The sequence below is a fragment of the Salipaludibacillus keqinensis genome (assembly GCF_003226325.1).
Taxonomy (GTDB): domain Bacteria; phylum Bacillota; class Bacilli; order Bacillales; family Salisediminibacteriaceae; genus Salipaludibacillus; species Salipaludibacillus keqinensis.
On sequence record NZ_PDOD01000004.1, the window covers coordinates 299,483 to 322,255 of the forward strand.

Consider the following 22,773-nt stretch of genomic DNA (forward strand, 5'->3'; position numbering starts at 1 on the left):
ATTTTTTTATTACAATTTCATGAGTTTTTTTAAAACAATTGTTTGCTTTTTCATTTTACTGGTAAAATGGGTAGAGAGATGTCGAAATTACTATTCGAATGGAGGAACGTGTATATGGAAAATCAAACAAAGAAATGGGCTATAGGTGGATCAATTGTAGGTGTTCTTGCAGGAACTATTTACATCGCTTCTAACAATAAAGCCAGAACAGGAGTGGTGGATTTTGTAAGTAGTACCACGAATCAAACAAAACATTGGGTGAAAGTGATTAACGAAAATCGTGATACAGTGGTCGATCAGATCCGTTCTTCTGGTGAGAAAATCTCAGCAATTGTCGAATCGGCTTCAGATGACATAGAGAAACTCATGGAATCATCACAAAACATGAAGGCCCATGTGTTTGATTTGCTTGAAGCGGTCCAAGATTCTACGAATGAATTGAAAGATTTAAAAAATAAACTTCAGCAAGGAGAGGCTGTGGAAACAGAAGCTCTTCCAACCCCTGATGAAGAATTGCGAAGAATCGAATAGCAATTAGATTATTACATGAGGCTGTTCCCTTTTAAGAGGGAGCAGCCTCATTTTTATACCCAGATTCGTCCGACACTGACTCTATCCACGCGATCTTTAGTTTATTTTCTGGGTAGCCTTTTTATAAAAAACCTTATCAACATAGATATTTAAGAATCTCCATAGCTTTTATAAATTGGACGAATTACCACTTATTTAGAAATTCTACGTTTTAACGATAGATAATTCGGATACAGAAATGTACAAGATATAGTAAGGAGGAATCAGATATTATGGCTTTACAAAATGAGCTTAACTATTTAAAAGACTTCCAGTGTGAAGATGAAAATTGTGTTCTCTCAGTTTATTTAAATACTGATCCAACTGATCCTGATCAACAAAAAGGTGAGTGGAAAATTCGCTTAAAAAATGGACTGAAACGAATTCAAGAATACTTAGATGCTTCAGGAAATGAAGAGCAAATGAAAAGTTATAAAAAGCTGAAGAAAAAAGTCGATGATGAAATCCAATCAAACCGCACTGAGCTTCAAAAAGGCGTCATTATTTTCGCTTCAGAACATGATGATTTATGGTCTGTTCATTATTTACAAGTGCCTGTTGAAACAAGTTTTCATTGGGAAAACCACCCAGTCCTTGATCAATTAACAGATCTTCAAAAGCAATATCCACGCTCAGGAGTCATTTTACCTAACTTAGATGAAGTAAAGGTGATTGATACTTCATTAGGAGAAATTAATGACGAGCGCACGTACACGTTCGATCCTGGCAGCGAAGAATGGACATTTAAAGAAGGTCTTGCTTCAGGTGATAGAACAGCTTCAGGTGCCAGTCACGTGGACAAGATCCAACAACGTTTTGACGAAAATTTAAATCGGTTTTACAAGAAAATGGCAGGTAATGTTGAGCAATTGAAAAAAGATCGGGAATGGAGTGAAATCCACCTCGTTGGTGACACAGAAATGATTCGATCTTTTGAAAGTAGTCTCCGGACAAAACCTGCAGGAACAGTCGGCAAAAACTTAAATAATTCTGAGTCAACGAAAATCCTCGACGAAGTGTTTAAATAAATAGCGAATGACCCTTGATGAGCTGCCAGCTTCTCAAGGGTCATTTTAATAAAAGGGATAAGTACACTATATTGATCGTCTCTTGGGATCAGAATGGATGGAAATTCCATAGATGAAAGCGATAAAGCAATTTAAATTACTATTGGATGAGCTAAAGAATGACCAAAGTTTATGCTGCTTGATTGTTGATTGCATTTTGTTTTTTTAACTGTATTTGAAAGAGCAATCCAGCTGCAAACATGACCGCAAGCATTGCACTTATAGAATAATAGATGGCGCCTTGACCGACTATCTCAATTAAAAACCCACCTACAACGGGTCCAATCATACTTCCTACGGCAAATAAAACTGCCGTCATGACATTGCCCGTTGGGAGGAGATTGGCAGGGACAAGGTCAGCTAAATAGGCTATTCCTAAAGAGAATAATGATCCTAAAAGCATGCCTGCGATGATAAATAAACTTAGGAGAAGTGATGGGATATGTTCGATAAATGACATGAAGAAAAAGATTATCATACCAGATGCCATTAAACCGAGCAGAACTTTGCTTCTACCAATCTTATCACTAAGAATTCCTAACGGTAATTGAGTGATTAAGCTACCGAATACAAAACTAGGAAGAAGAAAGACGGTAACGAATTGAATGTCGATTCCCATTCGTAAGGCATAAACCGGATAGTTTCCGTGTAGGGAAGCTTCTAAATAACCAAAACAAAAACCAGGTAATAAGGCAAACCAAGCAAGCTTAAGAACTTTTTTGTAACGAGTGATGGTATTAAGTTGAGATGCTGTTTCAAAGTCACTTGCTGGCCACTCATTTTTGAGAAATAACATAAATATCCAAGCGATTACGCTGGCAGATGATGCAACGATAAAGGGTAAATAATCATTCACTTCAAGAAGTCTAGTCATCATAGGTCCAAGTCCGAATCCCATCCCGAAGGCTAATCCATATAAGGAAAGTTGCCTTCCTCGTTTTTCAGGGGTACTTGTGGTACTGATCCATACTTGTGTGGAAAAATGGATTAAATTATCGGCAATCCCAACGATTAATCTTAACGCAAACCAAAACCAAAAGGCTTGCCATAGAGGGAAGAGCATTAAGGAGATACAGAGAATGATCAACCCGACTACGATGACTGGTTTGTATCCGTATTTTCGTACAGGCTTTTCAATAAATGGAGAAATTAAAATAATTCCTATATATAATGCTGCAGCATTTAAACCGTTTGCAGAGGAAGAAACACCAGAGCCTTCAAGCATTACGGCTAAAACAGGCAGGAGCATTCCTTGAGAGAAACCGGCTATAAGCACCATTCCAACAAGAACCCAATAGCGGTACACGGGGTTATTTTTTGGATGTTCAGTCATACGTATCATCACTCCTTTCGTGGGGAATTTAAAGGAGAACGCTCTCTCCCACCATCCATTGTAGTTTGTTTTTATAGCTTTGCAAGAAGATAAAGGCGTTTTACGTGACGAGAATAAGTAATACGATTAAAATATAAGAACGAAAATCGATTTCAGGAGGAAGATACAAATGAAATTTCACTTTAACCATGACGAAGGATTTGAAACAGAATTCGAATTCGGAAAGCTTACAGTGTCTGGAAACGAAGAAAAAGGATATCGACCTTTTCAACTTATGGTGAGTTCAATTGCCGTATGTAGTGGGTCTGTTTTAAGAAAAGTTTTGGAAAAACAAAGAATGAGCGTAGAGGATCTTCAAGTTGAAGCAGATGTAACTCGTGACCCTGAAAGGGCCAACAGGTTGACTCATATAAAGCTTCACTATGTTATCAAAGGTGAAGGATTAACAGATAAAAAAGTTGCAAAGGCAGTAGAACTAGCAAGCAAAAATTGTCCTATGGCACAAACAGTCATTGACTCAGTGGAGCTTACGGAAACATTTGAAATTAAATAAGATTTAAAGGAAGGGGTTCCCTTCCTTTTTTTCGATATTTGAAGAATACTCGAGTCGATGAATAAATATATTCTAGATTTTACTATCAGGGGCGATGTTGATACCGCAGTGGCGAGGAGAAGGTCTATATGAGTGCACAACAATATGATTTTACAGAAGGCAGTATCATGAAGAAAATGGTCTTATTCTCTTCTCCAATTTTCTTAACTAATATTTTACAGACATCATACCAGGTGATCGATTCCATTTGGGTTGGAAACCTTTTAGGTGCTAACGCTTTAGGAGCTCTAGCAATTTCTAGTACGGTCGTTTTTACGATCCTCTCGTTCATAATCGGAATAAATACTGCTGCCTTAACAGTTTTGTCTCAACATAAAGGAGCAAAAGATGATGAAGGTCTAAAAAAATCATTAAATGGCTTTGTCGTTGTGTTAGGTTCCTTGACTATTATACTTGGTTTGATTGGCTTTTTTGTTTCTGGTCAAATTCTCCAATGGATGGGTACACCTGATGAAATCCTTCCTTTAGCTACACTTTATTTAAGAATTAATTTTGTCGGGATTTTGTTTTTGTTTGGATATAATTTTATCGCTACCGTCTTAAGAGCTTTAGGAGATAGTAAAACACCTATTCGTTTTGTTTTGCTTGCTGTGATCTTGAATACCGTACTTGACCCTATTTTCATCTCAGTGTTTGATTGGGGAATCGCCGGAGCAGCCTATGCTACGATTGTCTCTCAAGGGACTGCATTTTTGTACGGATTAATTTATTCCGTTTATAAAGCAGGTGTTCCTTTCTCCATTCCCTTTATGCCTGCGATGAAGCAATTAAAACGGATTTTCAAGTTGGGGCTTCCTTCGGGACTGTCTATGATGGTTATTTCAGGGGGAGTATTAGCGATTATGACGGTCGTCACTAGTTTTGGCGAAGAAGTTGTCGCAGGATTTGGAGCGGCCCAGAGATTAGATAGTTTGATCATGCTGCCAGCGTTAACACTGGGTTCAGCGATAAATAGTATGGCAGGACAAAATATTGGAGCGGAGAAGTGGGATCGTGTAGGGGAAATATCCAAAAATGGATTAATCCTGATTGCCACTGTTTCATTAACTATGAGTGCGCTTGTTTTTTTCAACGCAGAACGAGCGGTCTCTTTGTTTGTACAAGACCAGGACACGGTGGCTTTTGGAACGATGTACGTGCAGACAGTTGCCTTTTTCTATCCATTCTTAGGGGTCAACTTCGTTTTAAACGGCGTTGTACGTGCTGCAGGTGCTATGTTTCAAGTATTCGTTCTGAACGTTTTATCCTTTTGGGTGCTTCGGTTTCCCCTCACTTATTTGTTCTCTTTATGGCTTGGCGAACGAGGAATTGGCGTTGGAATGGCGGTAAGTTTAGTACTTAGCAGTGTGCTTGCTGTTGGATACTATCACTATGGAAAGTGGCGTGAAATAAAGGTGATAGAAAACGAAAAATCCGACGAATAATCATTTAATTTATAACATAGCTATTAAAATGGACAAAAATCAGCTAAAATTTACTTAAGAATATTCTCAATGTGCGTCGAAAAAATACAATTTGTGACGAATAGTATGAGGATAATGTTTCATAGAGGTTGCTTGACGAGAAATTATCTCTAAATTTGCAACTTACAGGAGGGAAGAACCATGAACATGGAAGAACACTTTATAAACAAGACTTACTTTCAAACATTAGTGGACGAATCCAGCCTAAAATATCCAGTGAAAGCACTAGGTACATCATATTACCATGAGCAAATGAATGAGGGAGATGATTTATCATCGATTCGCTTTGCTCAAGGTGAGGTTTATTACCATCATAAGGATATGGAAGCGGCTATTTATAAATGGGGAAATGTAAAGGGAGATCATAGTCCTTGGGCGAAGAAAAATATTGGAGACGCTTATTACGATTTAGGGTGGCTAAAAGAAGCAGAAAAAACGTACACTAGCATTCAAACCGACAGTACCACTTTGTCTGTTGAAGTAGCTTTGCAGCTTCTAGCTCTATATTCTGAGCAAAATCAACAAGATAAAGCCCTAAAATATATTGAAAAAGCGTTGACGATTAATCCTGATTACCCAAATGTAACAGACATTGCCCGTACTTTTTATGAAGATCGACAAGATTGGTCTAAAGCAGTTGATCTCGCAGCAAAGGAGGCTGTTCGAACAGAGTCATTAAATTGGTTCATAATATTAAATGAATATGTTGAAAACGGGCGGACACTAGATTTATCTCCTACGTACTTCGAGAAAATCCTGTTATCTCTATATGAGGTGAATAAGCAGCAATTCTCAATCATGGTCAAATCATTGTGGCATAGTTATCAAGAAGGGCCTTCTAGTTTAGCATGGTTAAAAACAATGAATGATATTTTTAACCGTGTAAACGTATCATCAGAAGATGATTGGAAAATCATTGCTCAGCTTCACTATGATAGTTACCTGCAACTTATGAGCGGTCAATACTTCATCTCTGATTTGAAAACAGTTTTACCAGGTCTTGTTCGTAACTGGTTAAATCTCACAACAGGTCCTGCAACATTGTTCCCAGCAACCGCTTCCCTCGCATGGGACGAGTTCTTTCCAAATACGCTAGATGAAGGAACACTACAGAAAGCTGAAAGAATGATTATCCACCGAGCACCTTCGAATGAAAAGACAAGAGAAATGACCGACCTTTTAGATACGATTCTTATTTGGGCTGAAGTGAATGAAGTAAGCATAGAGCCTAAACAGAGTTGGCTATTATCGCAAATTCGTCAGTTCAATAAGAAGTTTTTACTTATTAGAGGTTTGGATGGTAAGAGCTCTCATTCCGTGATGAACGTGCTTCTCGGTGAGGATTTATTGACAAATGATGAATTGACGACCTTTATTCAGCCAGGCGCAGATCGGGCTGAAATGAATGAAATTTCTGAGACAGGAATGCATCCTGTAGCAGATATGAACGAATTAAATAAAGATGCTGTGGTTGAATTAAGCTGGCCAACTTCTTTGTTAAGAGATTTAAATGGAACAATCATCCACGCAAAGTCTACAAAAGAAGCAAAGCTTGATTCTCAAAACATCGCTGATGGAATTCTATATGTTGTTGAAGGTGGGAAATCAATTTCGGACAGAGAATATGATCACTTGAAAAAATGGAAAGAACGAAACAAGCAAACCCCTGTTCATTTTGTTATAAATGAAATGGATAGAGAAATTCAAGGTGCCGGTCTAGATAGAGTTCTATTAGAGCTTTTCCCTTCTGCTAAGCAGTTTATTATATCTTCAAGAAGCGACGGAAGAAAACTGCAAGAATTTATCTTAGCTCATTTCTCCTTTCATCCAATGAAAGCAGAGCAACTACAGCCAGCCAAACTATTGTATTTGATTCGTTCATCATTGACTTATTTGCTACAGCAGCGTGTCACGAAAGAACACGATTATAAAGAAGATGTATCATTTAATGATGAAGTAAGAAATAAATTAAAGGGTTTGATTAATCATCTGGAAGATTCTAAATCAGAAAAAAGTACAGAATTGATGAAATCATATCAATCATTGAAAGAAGAGATGAAAAAGAAAGTGTGGGATGATATTCCGCCGCTTCTTCGTGCTACTTCAGAAGAGTTAGATGAAGAGAGTGATTTCAGGAAAATTCATGCTGAATTAAACGAAAAGATGAATCGTAAAATAGATAATTATCTCTCTGGAGATTTGATCCCTTCTTTTCAAGCAGGTTTAAAAGCGTGGCTACTTTCGTCCAGAACGGAGATGTCAGAGACTCAACAATACTTGAATGAGATGAGTGACGCGTTTAATAAGATGTATGGTGATGCGCGTATGAACTTGCAATGTGATTTTCAAGTGTTGGAGGACTGGAAGCGTGACTTAACGAGGATGATCAATAGAGCAGAAGTGAAAGACATTAATATTATGAACCGTTTGAATCCTTCGCAAATCCTTCTTAAAAGCGCAGGTAAATTACTTGGAAATATGCAATCAAATAAGCAAGTTTTATATCAACAATACCAAAAGTACATTAAAAACGACAGTTTCGATCATGTAGCTCATGACCTTATAGAGCAATTTTTCATTGAGTTCGATATGTTTGAGAAAGCTTTGAAATCAGACATCATCATGGCCTTTGATGAACCACTTGATCAAGTAAGAGAGTTTATTGATGAAGCTGAATCAGAGATTGTTACTGCGAAAGAAAAACTTGAAGTGATGAAGGAAAATCCTGATTCTTTCTACGATCCATTAAAAGTATTTGAAGTTAGATATCTTCAATATGAGATGATGGATGAAGTAAGTGAAAAGCACACAATAAAAGAATATTAGTGATTATTTTTATCCCTGCAATCATGCAGGGATATTTTTTTTGTTTTAAGAAAAACTAACGACACAAAGTGAGTACTGAAGGAGGCGTAAATATTGTGAATTTATTAGTTCGTGGGTGTTTTGTTCTTTTCTGCAGTTTATTTGTCTTTATGGCTCAGCCCGTTTTAGCTAATGATCTTAATGATTCGAATCGTTCGGTGGGGGAGATTCCAGATTCGGCAATGAGTATTTCTAAAGAGAACACTTATCCGAATCCCGCCCAAGACTTGCCTCGATTGCAACCTAGTTCTTTAGCTGAAGAGCTACTGCAATCGACAGAAATAACCATTGATAATCCAGAACTGTTAAGAATGATGAATGAGTCATCGATTCGTGGGTCTAAACTGGCACTCGGAATGAACATGTCCATTTATCTTGGGCAATGGCCTTTATCGTATCAATCAGAAGAAACAAATGTGAATTGGGATTATGAGAAAATTAATACAAACATGGTTGATAATCGTGGAGGTCAAGGTCAAAAAAAGATTCAATACAGTCAACAACAACAAAAACGGGTGAAAGGAGGTTTGACAGCTGAGATTCCTGACCCAGAAATGGTGAAGAAAATGATGTTAATGAAAGCGTCAGAAAAAACCAAGCTGCCATTAAGTTTTTCTACGACTATTGGTTTTGGAACTCAAACGGATCGAATTTATCATGTATCTCCTGCAAAAATGGGTTATTTAAACACATATGCCTCAGCCGTTAATGAAAAAGGGAAAGTGACTTATGGCGAAGTTTATCTAAAGGTAAAGAGGGATAAAGCTTCTTTGGAAGTTAAAAATGTAACCCAGCAAGGCGTAGGAGCTTGGATTCCTGTCCAAGATTATGTCAATTTCAAAATGGAAGCTACGTCTGAACCTAAATCGTGAGTGTAAAACGCCCGCACCTTTATCAAGGCTAACTTGAAAAAGATGTTGGGCGTTCATTCGTTAACTCCCACACGAGATAAGAAAAATCCTCTATTATTTTCATCAATGATCCATAACCAACGTTCCAAGAAGTCAGTCACAAATCGATAAAAAAGTAAACTTTCTCTACTTACGTAGAATTTTTATTATTTCAATATATAGATAACTGTCCTAGGTATATTCTCAAAAAAGTAAGTAATTAGTCGTATATGTAGAATTATGTAATAATAATAGATGAAAATCTAACAAAAACCTTGACTTTACAAATTTGGGGAAAATTCTAAAAACTCTTTGTGAATCGAAATATATTTTGATATAATTGCTTAGAAGTCAGAAAAGATGGTTAGTTAAGGAGGAAGATAAAGAATTTATATCTATTATATGAATAAGTTCAGATGTCTAGTTATCTTATTCATTGTTCTGTTCTAATATAATTTACCAAAAGTAAACTAGTGTTCATCTTTAACATAAGGAGGGATGATTTACGTTGTTGAAATACATATTTAAGCGGTTTTTATGGATGATCCTGACTATATGGATTATCGTTACACTTACTTTCTTCTTGATGCATGCTATTCCTGGTGACCCCTTAGACGTTGCTGACGTGGGAAGTTCAGATGCTGCCAGTGCCAATTTAGCAGCTTATTATAATTTAGATCAGTCTTTACCGATGCAATATGTGACCTATTTAAAAAATGTTGCAACATTTGACTTCGGTCCATCAATGACTTCTAGATCAAGAACAGTAAACGATATGCTTGAGAGTGGCTTTCCAGCTTCACTCCAGCTAGGCTTAGCTACGCTATTTTTCTCAGTAATCTCAGGGGTTGCTTTAGGGGTATTTGCAGCTTTACGACATAATAGAATGATAGATTACGTGACTATGATATTGGCTGTCATTGGTATTTCAATACCAAACTTTATTCAATCCATGTTGTTTATTAATTATATTGCAGTGAATATTGAATTTTTTCCGATAGCAAGATGGGGGACCTATAGGCACGTTATTTTGCCTGCGATCGCTCTGGCTTCTGGTCCAATGGCTATCATTGCCCGGTTGACTCGATCGAATATGTTGGAAGTGCTTACTCAGGATTACATCCGGACAGCAAAAGCAAAGGGATTATCTGCTAGGAAGATCGTTGTGAAACACGCCTTACGTAATGCTTTGTTACCAGTTGTCACAATCATGGGTGCTTTGACGGCAGCAGTATTAACCGGAAGCTTCGTTGTAGAACGGATTTTCGCCATTCCAGGGATCGGTCAGTATTTCGTTAGTAGTATTAGTAATAGAGACTATCCAATGATCATGGCTACAACGGTCATTTACAGTTCGATTTTAGTGGTGATGATGTTTATTGTAGATATTTTGTATGGCTTCATTGATCCAAGAATTAAATTACACGCGAAGGAGGACTAGGATGGCTTTGACTCAGAACCGGACGAATAAACAAAAGATAGATGACAGTTTATTTGTCCCTTTAGATAAACATTCAGCTGAGCTAGACGTTATGGTCCGACCTAGTCTTGGATTTTGGCAGGATGCTTGGAAAAGGTTACTTAAAAACAAATTGGCAGTCTCTGGTTTATTTTTAATCGTGCTACTTACAATTATGGCGATCATCGGGCCGTGGCTCACTCCTTATACATATTCTGAACAAACGCTTAGCAATCAAAATATGGGTCCTTCAAGTGAACACTGGTTTGGGACCGATAATCTTGGCAGAGATATGTTTACAAGAACGTGGTACGGAGCAAGGATTTCTCTATTCATTGGATTTTCTGCGGCATTAATTGAATTTATCATTGGTGTTATTTACGGCGGGATCTCAGGATATAAAGGTGGTCGGACAGATAATATATTAATGAGAATTATTGATATTTTATATGGACTGCCATACTTATTAGTCGTTATTCTTCTCATGGTCGTAATGGGACCAGGGCTGTTTACGATTATTATTGCCTTAACATTAACTGGTTGGATTGGTATGGCGAGAATTGTTCGTGGACAAGTTCTGCAATTGAAAACGAATGAATACGTGCTAGCTTCGAAAGTGTTAGGGGCAAATACTTCAAGAATCATTCGAAAGCATTTGCTACCAAATACAATGGGTCCTGTTATTGTATCTATGACGTTAACAGTTCCAGGGGCTATCTTTGCAGAAGCGTTTTTAAGCTTTCTTGGATTAGGTGTTTCAGCGCCGATAGCCAGCTGGGGTTCGATGGCAAATGATGCTTTAGGGGTACTCAACACTGGATACTGGTGGCGATTATTCTTCCCTGCTTTCTTCATCTCCCTTACAATGCTTGCGTTTAATGTATTCGGTGACGGATTAAGAGATGCTCTTGATCCTAAGTTAAGGAGGTAGACTTATACCATGTCAGGAACATTACTTGAAATAAATGATCTTGCCGTTTCCTTCTCTACTCAAGGAGGAGAAGTTCAAGCAGTAAGAGGAGTCAGTTTTGCAGTTGGACCGGGAGAGACAGTGGCGATCGTAGGCGAATCCGGTTGCGGGAAAAGTGTTACAGCTCAAAGTATTATGAGGCTTATTCCGGAGCCTCCTGGTCGGATTAAACATGGAAGTATTCATTTACATGGGAAAGATCTCGCTTCTTTAACTGAGAAACAAATGAGAAATGTCCGTGGAAAGCAAATCGGAATGATTTTCCAAGATCCGATGACAAGCTTGAACCCTACATTAACAGTAGGAGATCAATTAACTGAAGGAATTTTAACTCATGAAAAAATGAGCCAGAGAGAGGCGAATAAAGAGGCTATCGAATTGCTTCATCTCGTCGGAATCGCTAACCCTGATGAACGTTTAAAGCAATATCCCCATCAGTTTAGCGGGGGGATGAGGCAAAGGCTCATGATTGCCATGGCGCTTATGTGCAAACCAGAATTATTAATCGCGGACGAACCCACAACCGCCCTTGATGTGACGATTCAAGCTCAAATTATAGATTTATTTAAAGAAATTCAGGAGAAAACAGGGGTTGCAATCATTATTATTACACACGATTTAGGAGTGGTAGCGCAGATTGCTGACCGAATTAACGTGATGTACGCAGGTGAAATTGTGGAGTATGGAACGGTAAAAGAAATTTTCTATCAACCAGAACATCCATACACTAGAGGATTGTTAACATCTGTTCCCCGTCTCGATGGAGATCGGAGTCAACCGCTTATTCCGATTGTTGGGACGCCACCAGATCTATTTGCACCACCTGTAGGATGTGCGTTTACTAGCCGGTGTAAATATGCGATGAAAGTATGTCAGGCTCACGATCCAGAAGTGACTGAATTAAGTGAACAGCACTATACAAAATGTTGGCTACAAGATGACCGAGTGGAAAAGCCTTACTAAATCAGTTTAACTATGTTTATCTGCGAATAGGGAGCGTTGACCTTATTTATAACAACTTACAGTACAGCCTACTAATGATTATTTTCATAATAGACATAAAGGTAGCGAATCGTGAGCAATACGTAACTTTTTGAAGGAGGTGAAACACGCCACCTGATCGTTTTCGAAAATCTGAAAGTATACTATAAGGGGGATACACATGTGAAGAAGTCTAAATTATCTTTGAAAGTTTCCACAAGTTTGGTTGCTGCTGCGATATTTGCTGCGGGCTGTGGAGGAAATGACGAAACTACAGGTAATAACAACGAAGGAAATGGAAATAACGACAATAACAACAACTCGAATCAAGAAGCATCAAGTGACGGGGATAAAATCCTTATTTATAACAATGGAGAAGAACCGACCTCCCTTGACCCACCCATCGGTAACGATGAATATTCTTACAGTATTTTAAACAATGTGATGGAAGGTCTTACCCGTTTAGAACAAGGCGAACCTGTACCTGAGCCTGCGATGGCAGAGGATTGGGAAGTTTCAGACGATGGGCTGGTCTATACATTCAACCTTCGTGAAGATGCGTATTGGAGTAATGGTGAACCAGTCACTGCTGAAGATTTTGAGTTCTCTTTCAAAAGACTAGCAGACCCTGAAACGGCATCTCCAGCGGCTCATCACTCTTATTGGATTGCAGGGGCCGAAGCGTTCAACGAAGGCGAAGGCTCTGAAGATGATGTGATGGTTGAAGCATTAGACGACAAAACGTTAGAAGTCACTCTTGAAAATCCAGTGGATTTCTTTGAATCTATTGTAGCTATGCCACAACTTTTCCCGGTTCATAAAGAAACGGTTGAAGAGAATGATGATTGGGCGAACAGTCCAGATACATTTGTAGGGAACGGACCTTTTGTAGTTAGTGAGTGGGAGAATGACGAATACTTATTAGTCACGAAAAACGAAGACTATTGGGATGCGGATACAGTGAACCTTGACGGTATTGAGTACGTTATGGTTGAAGATTCTAATACTGCTTACCAGCTCTATCAAAATGACGAAGTGCATATTACTGGTATTCCATCAGATATGGCCGGAGAGTTAATTGACGGTCCTGAAACGGCTGTATACCCTCGATCAGGGATTGAATTTCAGCGATTTAACGTAGAAGAAGAACCTTTCCAAAACACAAATATTCGAAAAGCGTTCGCTAAAGCGATCAACGCTCAAGAAATAGTCGATTACATTACCCAAGAAAATCAACCAGTGATGACGGGTTATGTGTTTGATGATTTTGCCCATCCAGCTGGCGGAACGTACCGTGAAGAAGTAGGTGAACTTCACGAATTTGATCCAGAGGAAGCGCAACAACTTCTAGAACAAGGGATGGAAGAAGAAGGGTACGACGAATTACCTGAAGTAACATTCAGCTATAACACGGATGATTTGCACCACACGATTGCTCAAGCAGTTCAGGAAATGCTACAAACTAATTTAGAAGTAGACGTAACATTGGAAAATCAAGAATGGGCTGTTTTTCTTGATGCTCAGAGAGATTTGGAGCTTCAATACTCCCGTTCATCTTTCCTAGGTGGATATAACGATCCAATGAACTATTTAGATAACTTCACTACTGGAAACCCGATGAACCGTACTGGATGGTCTAACGAAGAGTACGATCAGCTTGTTTCCGACGCTTTAGCTGAGCCAGATCCAGAACAACGATTTGAGTTGATGGCTGAAGCAGAACGAGTTTTTATTGAAGACGCTGTGATTGTTCCACTTTATTACTACAACAGCACTTTCTTAGAGAAACCTGAAGTGACAGATGTGGTAAGGCATCCCGTTGGATTCGTTGAATTCAAATGGGCTGACCTACAGTAATAAATAATATTATGAGGAGGCGCCTCAGTATGATCTTCTAACTGAGGCGGTTATCTTCTAATTTTTTTAGCATATTGTTCCAGCAGGAGAGAGTTAGTTTCCGAACCAAGGAGTTTTTTCCTCTTGGAACAAAGTGCTGAATATATACATAGTTTATGAATAAACGAGTTGATAGAAAAGGTGTTGAAGATATTATGAAACCAGTGATTGGAATCACATCTTCTTATTTAGATGAACGGACGTTACAAACTTCTTACGACAATGTGGATTCAATTGTAAAAGCTGGGGGGATTCCTCTCGTTTTTCCTAATATTACGAAGGTTGAGGACATTGATACGTATGTTTCACAATTCGATGGCCTGTTAGTGACCGGTGGTGGGGATATTGACCCAACATTGTTTAAGGAAGAACCACATCAGAAGCTAGGTTTGATTCACCCAAATAGAGATGAGTTCGAAACGATTCTAATTAGGAAATGTATGGAACAGGATAAAGCTATCTTAGCCATATGCAGAGGGTGTCAAATCTTAAATATTGCTTGCGGCGGAGATATGTACCAAGATATTTATAGTCAAATAGATAAACGGCTTCTGCAGCATTCACAACAAGCTCCACGGTCTCACGCTTCACATTATATTAACGTTTCAAAGGGAAGTTTATTACACAAAATTACCGATCTCTCCTCATATAAAGTAAACAGTTATCATCATCAGGCTAACCGTGAAATGGCGGCAAACTTAAAAGTATCTGCTAGAGCAAGTGATCAAGTCATTGAAGCAATCGAAGGGACCGATCATTCTTTTGTCGTAGGTGTGCAATGGCATCCTGAATGTATGACGGGAACAGAAGACCTTCCGTCAGTCAAATTATTCACAGCATTTATTGAAGCAAGTAAAAAGGGTCTGACCAAAACGAAATTAGATGAATAAGGTTCCGGTGGAGGTATTAGCAAATGGCGAAAAAATTAGTAGAAGTAAGAAATTTAAAGAAACACTTTGAGGTTGGTAAAGGAAAGATTCTTAAAGCTGTGAATGACATCTCTTTCGATGTTTATGAAGGGGAAACATTAGGTCTAGTTGGTGAGTCTGGTTGCGGAAAATCGACTACGGGGAAAACGATTATTCGCCTTTATCGAGCCACCTCGGGAGAAGTTCGATTTCACGGAGACGACGTTCACCAAATCAGTGGAAAGAATATGAAGGATTTTAATCGAAAAATGCAAATGATCTTTCAAGATCCCTATGCATCATTAAATCCACGAATGAAAGTGGAAGACATTATCGCAGAAGGAATGGATATTCACGGACTATTTAAAGGGAAAGAAAGGCAACGTCGAGTGTTTGAGTTGCTTGAAACGGTAGGACTAAATAAAGAGCACGCGTCCCGTTTTCCACATGAATTTAGTGGAGGACAAAGACAACGAATTGGAATCGCCAGAGCACTTGCTGTGAATCCGGAATTTATCATTGCGGACGAGCCTATTTCTGCTTTAGATGTGTCAATCCAAGCGCAGGTAGTCAACTTATTGAAAGATTTGCAGAAAAAACACGGATTAACTTATTTGTTTATCGCCCACGATTTATCAATGGTGAAACATATTAGTGATCGAATTGGTGTGATGTACTTAGGTGCGATGATGGAGCTTGCGGAAAGTGAAGACTTATACGATGAACCACTTCATCCGTACACAAAGGCGTTGCTATCATCTATACCATTACCAGACCCAGAAGTGGAGGAAACAAGACAAAGGACCATTTTAACTGGTGATGTACCAAGTCCAATTGACCCTCCAAGTGGGTGTCCTTTTAGAACAAGGTGTCCGGAAGCCATGGACGTTTGTGCTGAGAAAAAACCGCAATGGTTGGAAGTGAGGCCTAAGCATTACGTGGCTTGTCACCTTTTTGAGCCGGAATCTCAGTAAATTTGAGAAGTTGAAGATATACGGGAATATTTAGCAGAATATGAGAATGCGCATAGAGTTGTATCGTGTGAAAAGCTCTAGCAGGAAGTGAGGACTCATGATTATTGAGGACATACATACTAAGAGAATGGCAGTGCCACTAAAGAAACCGTTTAAAACTGCTTTGAGAACTCTAGAGGTAGCTGAATCTGTCGTCGTGACTATTCATTGCGATAACGGCATGACTGGCTTTGGCGAAGCTCCTCCAACAGTCGTTATTACAGGAGAGAGTCTCGATAGTATTCAAGCAGCTATTCAACAGACGTTGAAGCCTGCTTTATTAGGTATGGATGTAACAAATTTCGAACATATTTTTCATATACTTCACGGCTCATTGGTAGGAAACACCAGTGCCAAAGCAGCGGTGGACATGGCCATTTATGATTTACTAGCGAAAAAAATGAACGTGCCTCTTTATCAATATTTAGGTGGCTATCGACACGAACTGGAAACGGATTATACCGTAAGTGTGAACTCGCCTGATGAAATGGGTGAAGATGCGGTTCAGTACATCCAAGACGGATTCACTGTTCTAAAAGTGAAAGTTGGTAAAGACGACATCCAGAAGGACATAGAACGAATTGCGGAAATTCGTCGCAGAGTTGGAAGGGGTATTAAGATTCGACTTGATGCAAATCAAGGATGGCAGACGAAAGAAGCGATCTACTCGATTAATAAAATGGCTGAAATGGATTTGGATATCGAATTGATCGAGCAACCTGTGAGAGCGGCTGACCTAGAAGGCCTGAAAATGGTCACTGACAATACAGATACACCTATTATGGCAGATGAAAGTGTATTCTCACCTGAAGATGCTTTGAAAGTCATTCATCGCCGTTGTGCAGATTTGATCAATATCAAACTGATGAAATCAGGTGGTATTTATAAAGCAGAACTGATCAACCGTTTGGCTGAAATGTCCGGATTAGAATGTATGACCGGCAGTATGATTGAATCAAGATTAGGAATATCAGCTGCGGCCCATTTTGCTGCTAGTAAAAAGAACATTACTAGGTTTGATTTTGACGCACCGTTGATGTTAAAAGAAGATATGATTAGTGGAGGAATGGTATATAACAAGAATAAAATCATTCTTCAACGAGAACCAGGACTAGGGATTACAGATGTAACATCGTTTGAGGAGGTTCGAAAATGAAAAAGGAGTATGTTGTTCGAGTCCCTGTTGCAACGATTTGGACAGACCGAGATAAGCCGAGAGAAATTGATCAACCGGCAATCAGTTATCCAGCCTATATTAAAAAATGGCTTGAAAACATGACTACGGCAGACCGTAAATCTTTGACAGATGAAAATTTGGTTCAAACACAAGTGCTTTATGGTCAAGTGGTGACGCTAATTGAAGAAAAAAGTGATTGGCTTCATGTTTATGTGAATGATCAGCCAAGTTCTAAATTAAACGACGGGTACCCAGGATGGTTGCCGAAAAGCCAAGTTATCAAAAGGTCAAAAACAGAGATGAGATACGACGCTCCGTTCGCAGTGATTATCTCACCGAAGGCATGGCTAATTGATGGTCAAGAAAAGTTTCTAGAATTAAGCTATCAAACAAGGTTACCACTGGCGAAAGAACCTAATGAAGATGAGGAGCAAGTCAGTGTAAATACCCCTCACGGGAAACTTAAATTGAATCATGCGGATGTAACGATTTATTCATCAGAATCTAGTATTCCAAAACCAACAGGAGTAGATTTAGTTAAAAGTGGTGAAGTATTCAAAGAACTTCCTTATTTATGGGGAGGAATGAGCGGCTTTGGATTTGACTGCTCAGGCTTCACATACTCGATCCATCGCGCTTGGGGGATTACAATTCCTCGTGATGCTTCTGATCAAGAGAAAACAGGTTCTTCTGTCGATAGAAAAGACTTGATGCCAGGTGACCTTGTTTATTTTGCTAAAGAGGAAGGCAAGGGAAATGTCTATCACGTAGGTATTTATTATGGTAACGGACAGATGCTCCACGCACCGAGCGCTGGAAAAGGAATTGAGATCGTCCCTATAGAACATACCAAGTATGAGAAAAATTATTGCTCGGCTAGAAGGTTTTGGTAAATGAAAAAGGTCCTCAAAAAAGTCTTTCTAGACTGATTGTGGGCCTTTATTGGTTTGAATAAGGAGTGCGTCTCTCGGCAAGGTAATGAAGAAGATCTTCGTTCTGTTCATATGGAAACTATCGTTTTATTCTTCTGAAAAAAACCACAGAGAGTAATGCAGAACTAAAAACCTGAACTTTTTTATGTAAGTTTGAATCAGGTATTGCCCCTTATAAAGGACAGTTAAAAAGGAAAAAAAAGTAATTTAATAAAAATAATCCTAGATAGTATTTCATGTTTTTTTGAAAATTTGTATAATTGAGTTTTAGATTTGGGTCTAGCAGGAAAGGACATAACAGCTAGCAGAACAGCTAGTAATTACCTAAAAAGGAGAGGTTTACATGAATTTTCGTAAATTGTCATTTGCTTTAAGTTTGGTGTTAATAACATCCTTACTGATAGCCCCATTCGCAGGAGCCCAAACTACGGGATCTAAATTTTTAAACAACATTAAAGTTACAGGTGATCTTGAAGATGGCGGAACCTTCGATGGTATGATGAGCATTACAGAACTCAATTATGATGAAGATGAAGGTTTAGTAATGAGCGGTGATCTTAGAGGTAAGGCTACTGATGCTGCTGGTGACCGTAACAATATTCGGGAATCGTTTACAGATGTATCTGCAAACTTAACTGAAGAGAACGGTAGTAATGGTGCATTTGGAACAGCTGAAGAAGGAGATACAGAGAGTGCAGGAACCAACATATTATTCCTTGACCTTGGCCCAATTTTTCTTGATTTACTTGGATTAGAGTTGGATCTGTCTCAAATTGTATTAGACCTTAGTGCTGTCCCAGGACCTGGAAATTTACTTGGGAATTTACTCAGTGCAGTAGCAGGACTCCTTGATGGCGACGGCTTTTTATCAGGCATTGTTCAGTCAGTACTGGATCCTATACTAGACCAGATTAATGACTTACTAGGGTAATAAATGTTAAAACCACCTCTAAGTAAGTTGGCAGAAATTTCATCATATTGGTTGAAATACCTTTAATAGAATGAAAGAAAGTAAGAACCCCTTTTTGTCTTAAAAAGGGGTTCTTTAGTCGTTTATCATCTTAAACTTTTAAATACTTTTGCTAGACGCTTATCGAAATCCACACCACTGTAATACGCCTCTTTTACTAACAGGTTTGGCCCTAGACATTCTGCTGCGGGACAATGACAATCAATGGATTTAGCCAAATCGGTTCGTTGCCATTTATTAAAAGCTTCCGGTAAGGATTGTTCGTGAATCGAACCTAGGAACCCTTCCGATGCGAAATCCGTTACATAAATTCCCCCGTCAAATATATTTACATTTAATCTAGAACGACCGTCTGGATCATTTCGAACCGTCACGTTCTTTGTTTTGAACAAACGATCTAGTAATTTCCGGTCATCATCGCTTTCGTTACACGGATAAAAAGGCAACGTCCCGAAAAGCATCCATGTTTCAGCATCTCGGTGGTCAAGCAGTCTATGGATGCCATCTCTGATTTCAGATAAACTGGCAATCGTTAAATCACTGGCGAAATTACTAGGGTACATAGGGTGCACTTCATGGCGCTGGCACCCCATTCGGACGATTTGATCATGTATTTTTTCGAGATGGGGTAACGTGCGTTTATTTAACATCGTTTCAGCAGAAATCATGACCCCCTTGTTAGATAGAATTTGACTATTTTCAACCATGCGGTCAAAATAAGCTTCACGCTGTTTTAAAGAAGGCTGCCTGTCCATCATTGCAAAACCAATATCGGTAAAATCCTCTACACTGCCATAGTTATGGGAGATGTGTAAGACGTCTAAGTAAGGCATAATAAGCTTATACCGTTCCAAAGGCATCGTCAGATTAGAGTTGATTTGGGTTCGTGCCCCTCTTTCGTGGGCATACTTTAATAGCGGAACGACATATTCCTTCACCGATTTTATTGAAAGCATCGGTTCTCCACCGGTAATACTTAATGCTCGCAGGTTTGGTATTTCGTCCAGTTTATCTATAAAAAGCTGGAGCGGTAGAGTATCTGGATCCTTTGTCATCAATGAATACCCAACAGCACAGTGTTCACAGCGCATGTTACAAAGGTTTGTCGTAGTAAATTCCACATTCGTAAGCTGAGGTTTACCAAATTCTTTTATATCAAGATAAGCTTCCCATGGATCGTACGATGGGGTTATTTTCTCTAGTTGGATAGTTATGTTAATCACTCCTAAATCGGGTCAAAGATGACCGGTCGATTTATTATGTTACATGATCAAGGGGAAAATAGGAATGGATTGCGAAAAAAAGATAAATAGTATTTGAACTCAGGAGTGAATCTGATACAATATGTTCTACAACTAAAAGGCGTCATTTTTCGACAGTGACTTAGATTAACTAGTGAAACATAAGCAGGAATGAAGAGAGGAGAAAAAACATGGAAGATGGAAAGAAAACAAAATTAGAAGTTCTTCACCAACGTATGGAGAACCTTGTTGAATCATTAGATTCGCTAGATCCTGAAAAGACGGGGATTGAAGATATTGACCGAATTATTGCCATGCTAGATGATTTAGAAAATCAATGTAAACAATATCGTCTACAAGGTGAATAAATATAATGATTAAGCTGTCCTTAGAGGCAGCTTTTTGTATGTGGAAGTAAACTCATTTAATCGAATTTAAAGTGAATTTTAACTATTACATATTTTTATAGATTTTTTATTTAGAGCCCCTAAGTATTGCTACAATAGTCATATGGTTATTTCAAGATAATTAAAACTATTCTGAATGATTTAAGATACTTAATATTAGGGTAATAAATTGTTATAATCCAATAGGATAAAATTCACAGAATTTGAAAGGGGTAGTAAGATGAATCTATTTACAAAGACACTTTTGTTCGGGGCAACTTCTCTTGTTTTAGTAGCATGTGGAAATGATGAGAATAATAACAATAATAATTCAGCTGATAACAACGAGAACGAGACTGAACAAACAGATAACACCAATGTCAATGTTGACGACAATAACAACAACATGAATAACGACAACTTGGATAGCAATAACACGAATAATGAAGATAATGAAGGATTGAACGACAACGAAGCTAATGAAAACGAGGAAGGCATGGAAAACAATGCCTCTGTTGAAGAAGACGGAGACGCAGATACTTCTGAACTTCCAGTAACAGTTGACCATGAAGCTGGAGATGACGAACTTGTGTTTGAAAAAGACGGAGAAGAGTACAGCCACTCTGCAGAAGTTTATGAAACAGATTTCGGTAAAGAAGTGAAAATTCTCGAAGGTATGGATGCAGATTATGAAGAAGTAGGAAACCAAACGAAAGCTCACTTCACAGTTGAAGATGAAGACCACGAGATGTATGGTCTTACATTCACAGTACATGAAGCATTTAGTTACGATGGCGATGAAATAATGGTTTCAGACGTAGATGTTGAGCGATCTATGACGTTGGAATCCTCTTTAATTGAAAATGCAGGTCATGTTGAGAGCTTTGAAGCTTATGAGATTGAAGACGATTCAACGCCATTTCACTATTTCTTTGAAGTTGAAGGCGATGCAAGCAAACCAGGTCAATGGTCTGAAGCAATTAGTGGAAATGACTACAAGCAATATAACTTCTTTGAAGTAGTTGAAGAAGGTAGATATATCGTAACTATTCAATTCCCAGCAGATGCAGATGAAGAGTTCGAGGCAACAGCATTAGCCATGGCACTTTCATATGGGCCTGAAGGTACTACAGCAGATCTTGATGAAGAAGAGTTAGTGGACGAAGAAGACGCAGATGGTGACGAATAATAATTGATCTAGGGAGTGCTTCTCAACAGGAAGCACTCTTTTTTTGCATTTAAACACTTTGCGTGAATGTATTAGCATTCCCATTTAAAGGAAAGGAGGTCCTATCTCTTGAAAACATTAAGACAAACGAAGATAATGAAAAGATGAATTGAAGTGAATTGGTCGGGGGAGGTATTCAATAATATGGTCACACTATACTTGATTCGTCATGGCCAGTCCGAGGCAAATTCCAAAGGGATCATTCAAGGACATGCCGAATTTCCACTATCAGAACTGGGAAAAAAACAAGCATCACTAGCTGGAAAGTGGATGGCTGATATACAGATTGATGCTATTTATACAAGTGATTTACAAAGAGCGAAAGCCACAGCGGAAAGTATCGCTCAGTTCCACCCACTTAAAGCTTCTGAATGGAAAATGATTCGAGAAGTCGGTTTGGGACCTTTAGAAGGTAAGACAAGAAAGGAAATGGGTGTTGAATTTCCTGATTTACAACGTGACGCTCTTCTTACGTCTGGAATAGAAGGTACGGAGACTGTAGAAGCTATTACTGAACGTTGTAAATATGTAATTAATCAATTAAGTTCCGCTTATCAAGAGAAAACTGTTGCGCTCGTTTCTCACGGTGGATTTATTAGCATTCTACTTATGTACATCATTGCAGGCGATCACTGGGCAACGTTAAAGAGACCATTTGTTATCGGAAACACCGGAATTACCAAAGTAACAATTGATGAAGATGGATCAACTAAACTGCATTATACGAACCGTACAAACCATTTAGAGTATGATGGATTACAATCATCGACAGTCCTTTATTAGATTATGGCCTCGCATGGTAACATGCGGG

20 protein-coding genes are annotated in these 22,773 nt (G+C 38.7%); 18 read left to right on the plus strand and 2 right to left on the minus strand.

Features of this window, described 5'->3' with window-relative positions; all coding sequences use genetic code 11:
- Positions 1–114 precede the first annotated feature (114 nt).
- Complete coding sequence (locus CR194_RS16260) at positions 115–531, plus strand: hypothetical protein (RefSeq protein ID WP_110610962.1); 417 nt, start codon at positions 115–117, stop codon at positions 529–531.
- 272 nt (positions 532–803) lie between these two features.
- Positions 804–1,598 carry a VLRF1 family aeRF1-type release factor gene (locus CR194_RS16265; protein WP_110610964.1) on the plus strand — a complete coding sequence of 265 codons (795 nt, stop codon included), beginning with the start codon at positions 804–806 and terminating at the stop codon, positions 1,596–1,598.
- A 169-nt stretch (positions 1,599–1,767) separates the two neighbouring features.
- Here the strand turns inward: CR194_RS16265 and CR194_RS16270 are convergent, their stop codons facing one another.
- Positions 1,768–2,970 carry an MFS transporter gene (locus CR194_RS16270; RefSeq protein ID WP_233254400.1) on the minus strand — a complete coding sequence of 401 codons (1,203 nt, stop codon included), beginning with the start codon at positions 2,968–2,970 and terminating at the stop codon, positions 1,768–1,770.
- 169 nt (positions 2,971–3,139) lie between these two features.
- Here CR194_RS16270 and CR194_RS16275 point away from each other — a divergent pair, with 169 nt between their 5' ends.
- The 13 genes from CR194_RS16275 (at position 3,140) to CR194_RS16335 (ending at position 19,068) form a co-directional block, all read left to right on the plus strand.
- Positions 3,140–3,523 carry an OsmC family protein gene (locus CR194_RS16275; RefSeq protein ID WP_110610968.1) on the plus strand — a complete coding sequence of 128 codons (384 nt, stop codon included), beginning with the start codon at positions 3,140–3,142 and terminating at the stop codon, positions 3,521–3,523.
- 128 nt (positions 3,524–3,651) lie between these two features.
- Positions 3,652–5,007 carry an MATE family efflux transporter gene (locus tag CR194_RS16280; protein WP_110610970.1) on the plus strand — a complete coding sequence of 452 codons (1,356 nt, stop codon included), beginning with the start codon at positions 3,652–3,654 and terminating at the stop codon, positions 5,005–5,007.
- A 180-nt stretch (positions 5,008–5,187) separates the two neighbouring features.
- On the plus strand, positions 5,188–7,872 hold the full coding sequence (locus CR194_RS16285) for a hypothetical protein (protein ID WP_110610972.1): 2,685 nt from the start codon (positions 5,188–5,190) through the stop codon (positions 7,870–7,872).
- A gap of 149 nt (positions 7,873–8,021) precedes the next feature.
- Positions 8,022–8,783: a YfkD famly protein gene (locus tag CR194_RS16290; protein WP_110611134.1), complete on the plus strand. Its 762-nt coding sequence runs from the start codon at positions 8,022–8,024 to the stop codon at positions 8,781–8,783.
- Positions 8,784–9,309: 526 nt separating this feature from the next.
- Entirely contained in the window at positions 9,310–10,242 is a 933-nt protein-coding gene (locus tag CR194_RS16295) for an ABC transporter permease (protein ID WP_110610974.1), read from the plus strand.
- 1 nt (position 10,243) lies between these two features.
- The gene (locus CR194_RS16300; protein ID WP_110610976.1) at positions 10,244–11,191 is read left to right on the plus strand and encodes an ABC transporter permease; all 948 of its coding nucleotides are present in this window, start codon (positions 10,244–10,246) and stop codon (positions 11,189–11,191) included.
- 9 nt (positions 11,192–11,200) lie between these two features.
- Complete coding sequence (locus CR194_RS16305; RefSeq protein ID WP_110610978.1) at positions 11,201–12,193, plus strand: ABC transporter ATP-binding protein; 993 nt, start codon at positions 11,201–11,203, stop codon at positions 12,191–12,193.
- Between the two features lie 201 nt (positions 12,194–12,394).
- Entirely contained in the window at positions 12,395–14,068 is a 1,674-nt protein-coding gene (locus tag CR194_RS16310) for a peptide ABC transporter substrate-binding protein (RefSeq protein WP_110610980.1), read from the plus strand.
- Between the two features lie 155 nt (positions 14,069–14,223).
- Positions 14,224–14,997: a gamma-glutamyl-gamma-aminobutyrate hydrolase family protein gene (locus CR194_RS16315; protein WP_332888678.1), complete on the plus strand. Its 774-nt coding sequence runs from the start codon at positions 14,224–14,226 to the stop codon at positions 14,995–14,997.
- Between the two features lie 23 nt (positions 14,998–15,020).
- A complete protein-coding gene (locus CR194_RS16320) occupies positions 15,021–15,989 on the plus strand; it encodes an ABC transporter ATP-binding protein (protein WP_110610984.1) in 969 nt (322 codons plus the stop codon).
- 97 nt (positions 15,990–16,086) lie between these two features.
- Positions 16,087–17,184, plus strand: coding sequence for a dipeptide epimerase (locus CR194_RS16325; RefSeq protein WP_110610986.1), 1,098 nt, complete (start codon positions 16,087–16,089; stop codon positions 17,182–17,184).
- The gene (locus CR194_RS16330) at positions 17,181–18,098 is read left to right on the plus strand and encodes a C40 family peptidase (RefSeq protein WP_110610988.1); all 918 of its coding nucleotides are present in this window, start codon (positions 17,181–17,183) and stop codon (positions 18,096–18,098) included. Before CR194_RS16325 ends, CR194_RS16330 begins: the two co-directional genes overlap by 4 nt.
- A 382-nt stretch (positions 18,099–18,480) precedes the next feature.
- A complete protein-coding gene (locus tag CR194_RS16335) occupies positions 18,481–19,068 on the plus strand; it encodes a hypothetical protein (protein WP_110610990.1) in 588 nt (195 codons plus the stop codon).
- 125 nt (positions 19,069–19,193) lie between these two features.
- On the opposite strand, the gene yfkAB is transcribed toward CR194_RS16335, so the two are convergent.
- Positions 19,194–20,327, minus strand: coding sequence for a radical SAM/CxCxxxxC motif protein YfkAB (gene yfkAB / locus CR194_RS16340; protein ID WP_110611136.1), 1,134 nt, complete (start codon positions 20,325–20,327; stop codon positions 19,194–19,196).
- A gap of 212 nt (positions 20,328–20,539) precedes the next feature.
- Between yfkAB and CR194_RS20450 the strand changes: the two genes are divergently transcribed.
- The 3 genes from CR194_RS20450 (at position 20,540) to CR194_RS16350 (ending at position 22,745) form a co-directional block, all read left to right on the plus strand.
- Positions 20,540–20,716, plus strand: coding sequence for an SE1561 family protein (locus CR194_RS20450; RefSeq protein WP_199228192.1), 177 nt, complete (start codon positions 20,540–20,542; stop codon positions 20,714–20,716).
- A gap of 259 nt (positions 20,717–20,975) precedes the next feature.
- Positions 20,976–21,923: a hypothetical protein gene (locus CR194_RS16345; protein ID WP_110610992.1), complete on the plus strand. Its 948-nt coding sequence runs from the start codon at positions 20,976–20,978 to the stop codon at positions 21,921–21,923.
- A 183-nt stretch (positions 21,924–22,106) separates the two neighbouring features.
- Positions 22,107–22,745 carry a histidine phosphatase family protein gene (locus CR194_RS16350; RefSeq protein WP_110610994.1) on the plus strand — a complete coding sequence of 213 codons (639 nt, stop codon included), beginning with the start codon at positions 22,107–22,109 and terminating at the stop codon, positions 22,743–22,745.
- Positions 22,746–22,773 lie beyond the last annotated feature (28 nt).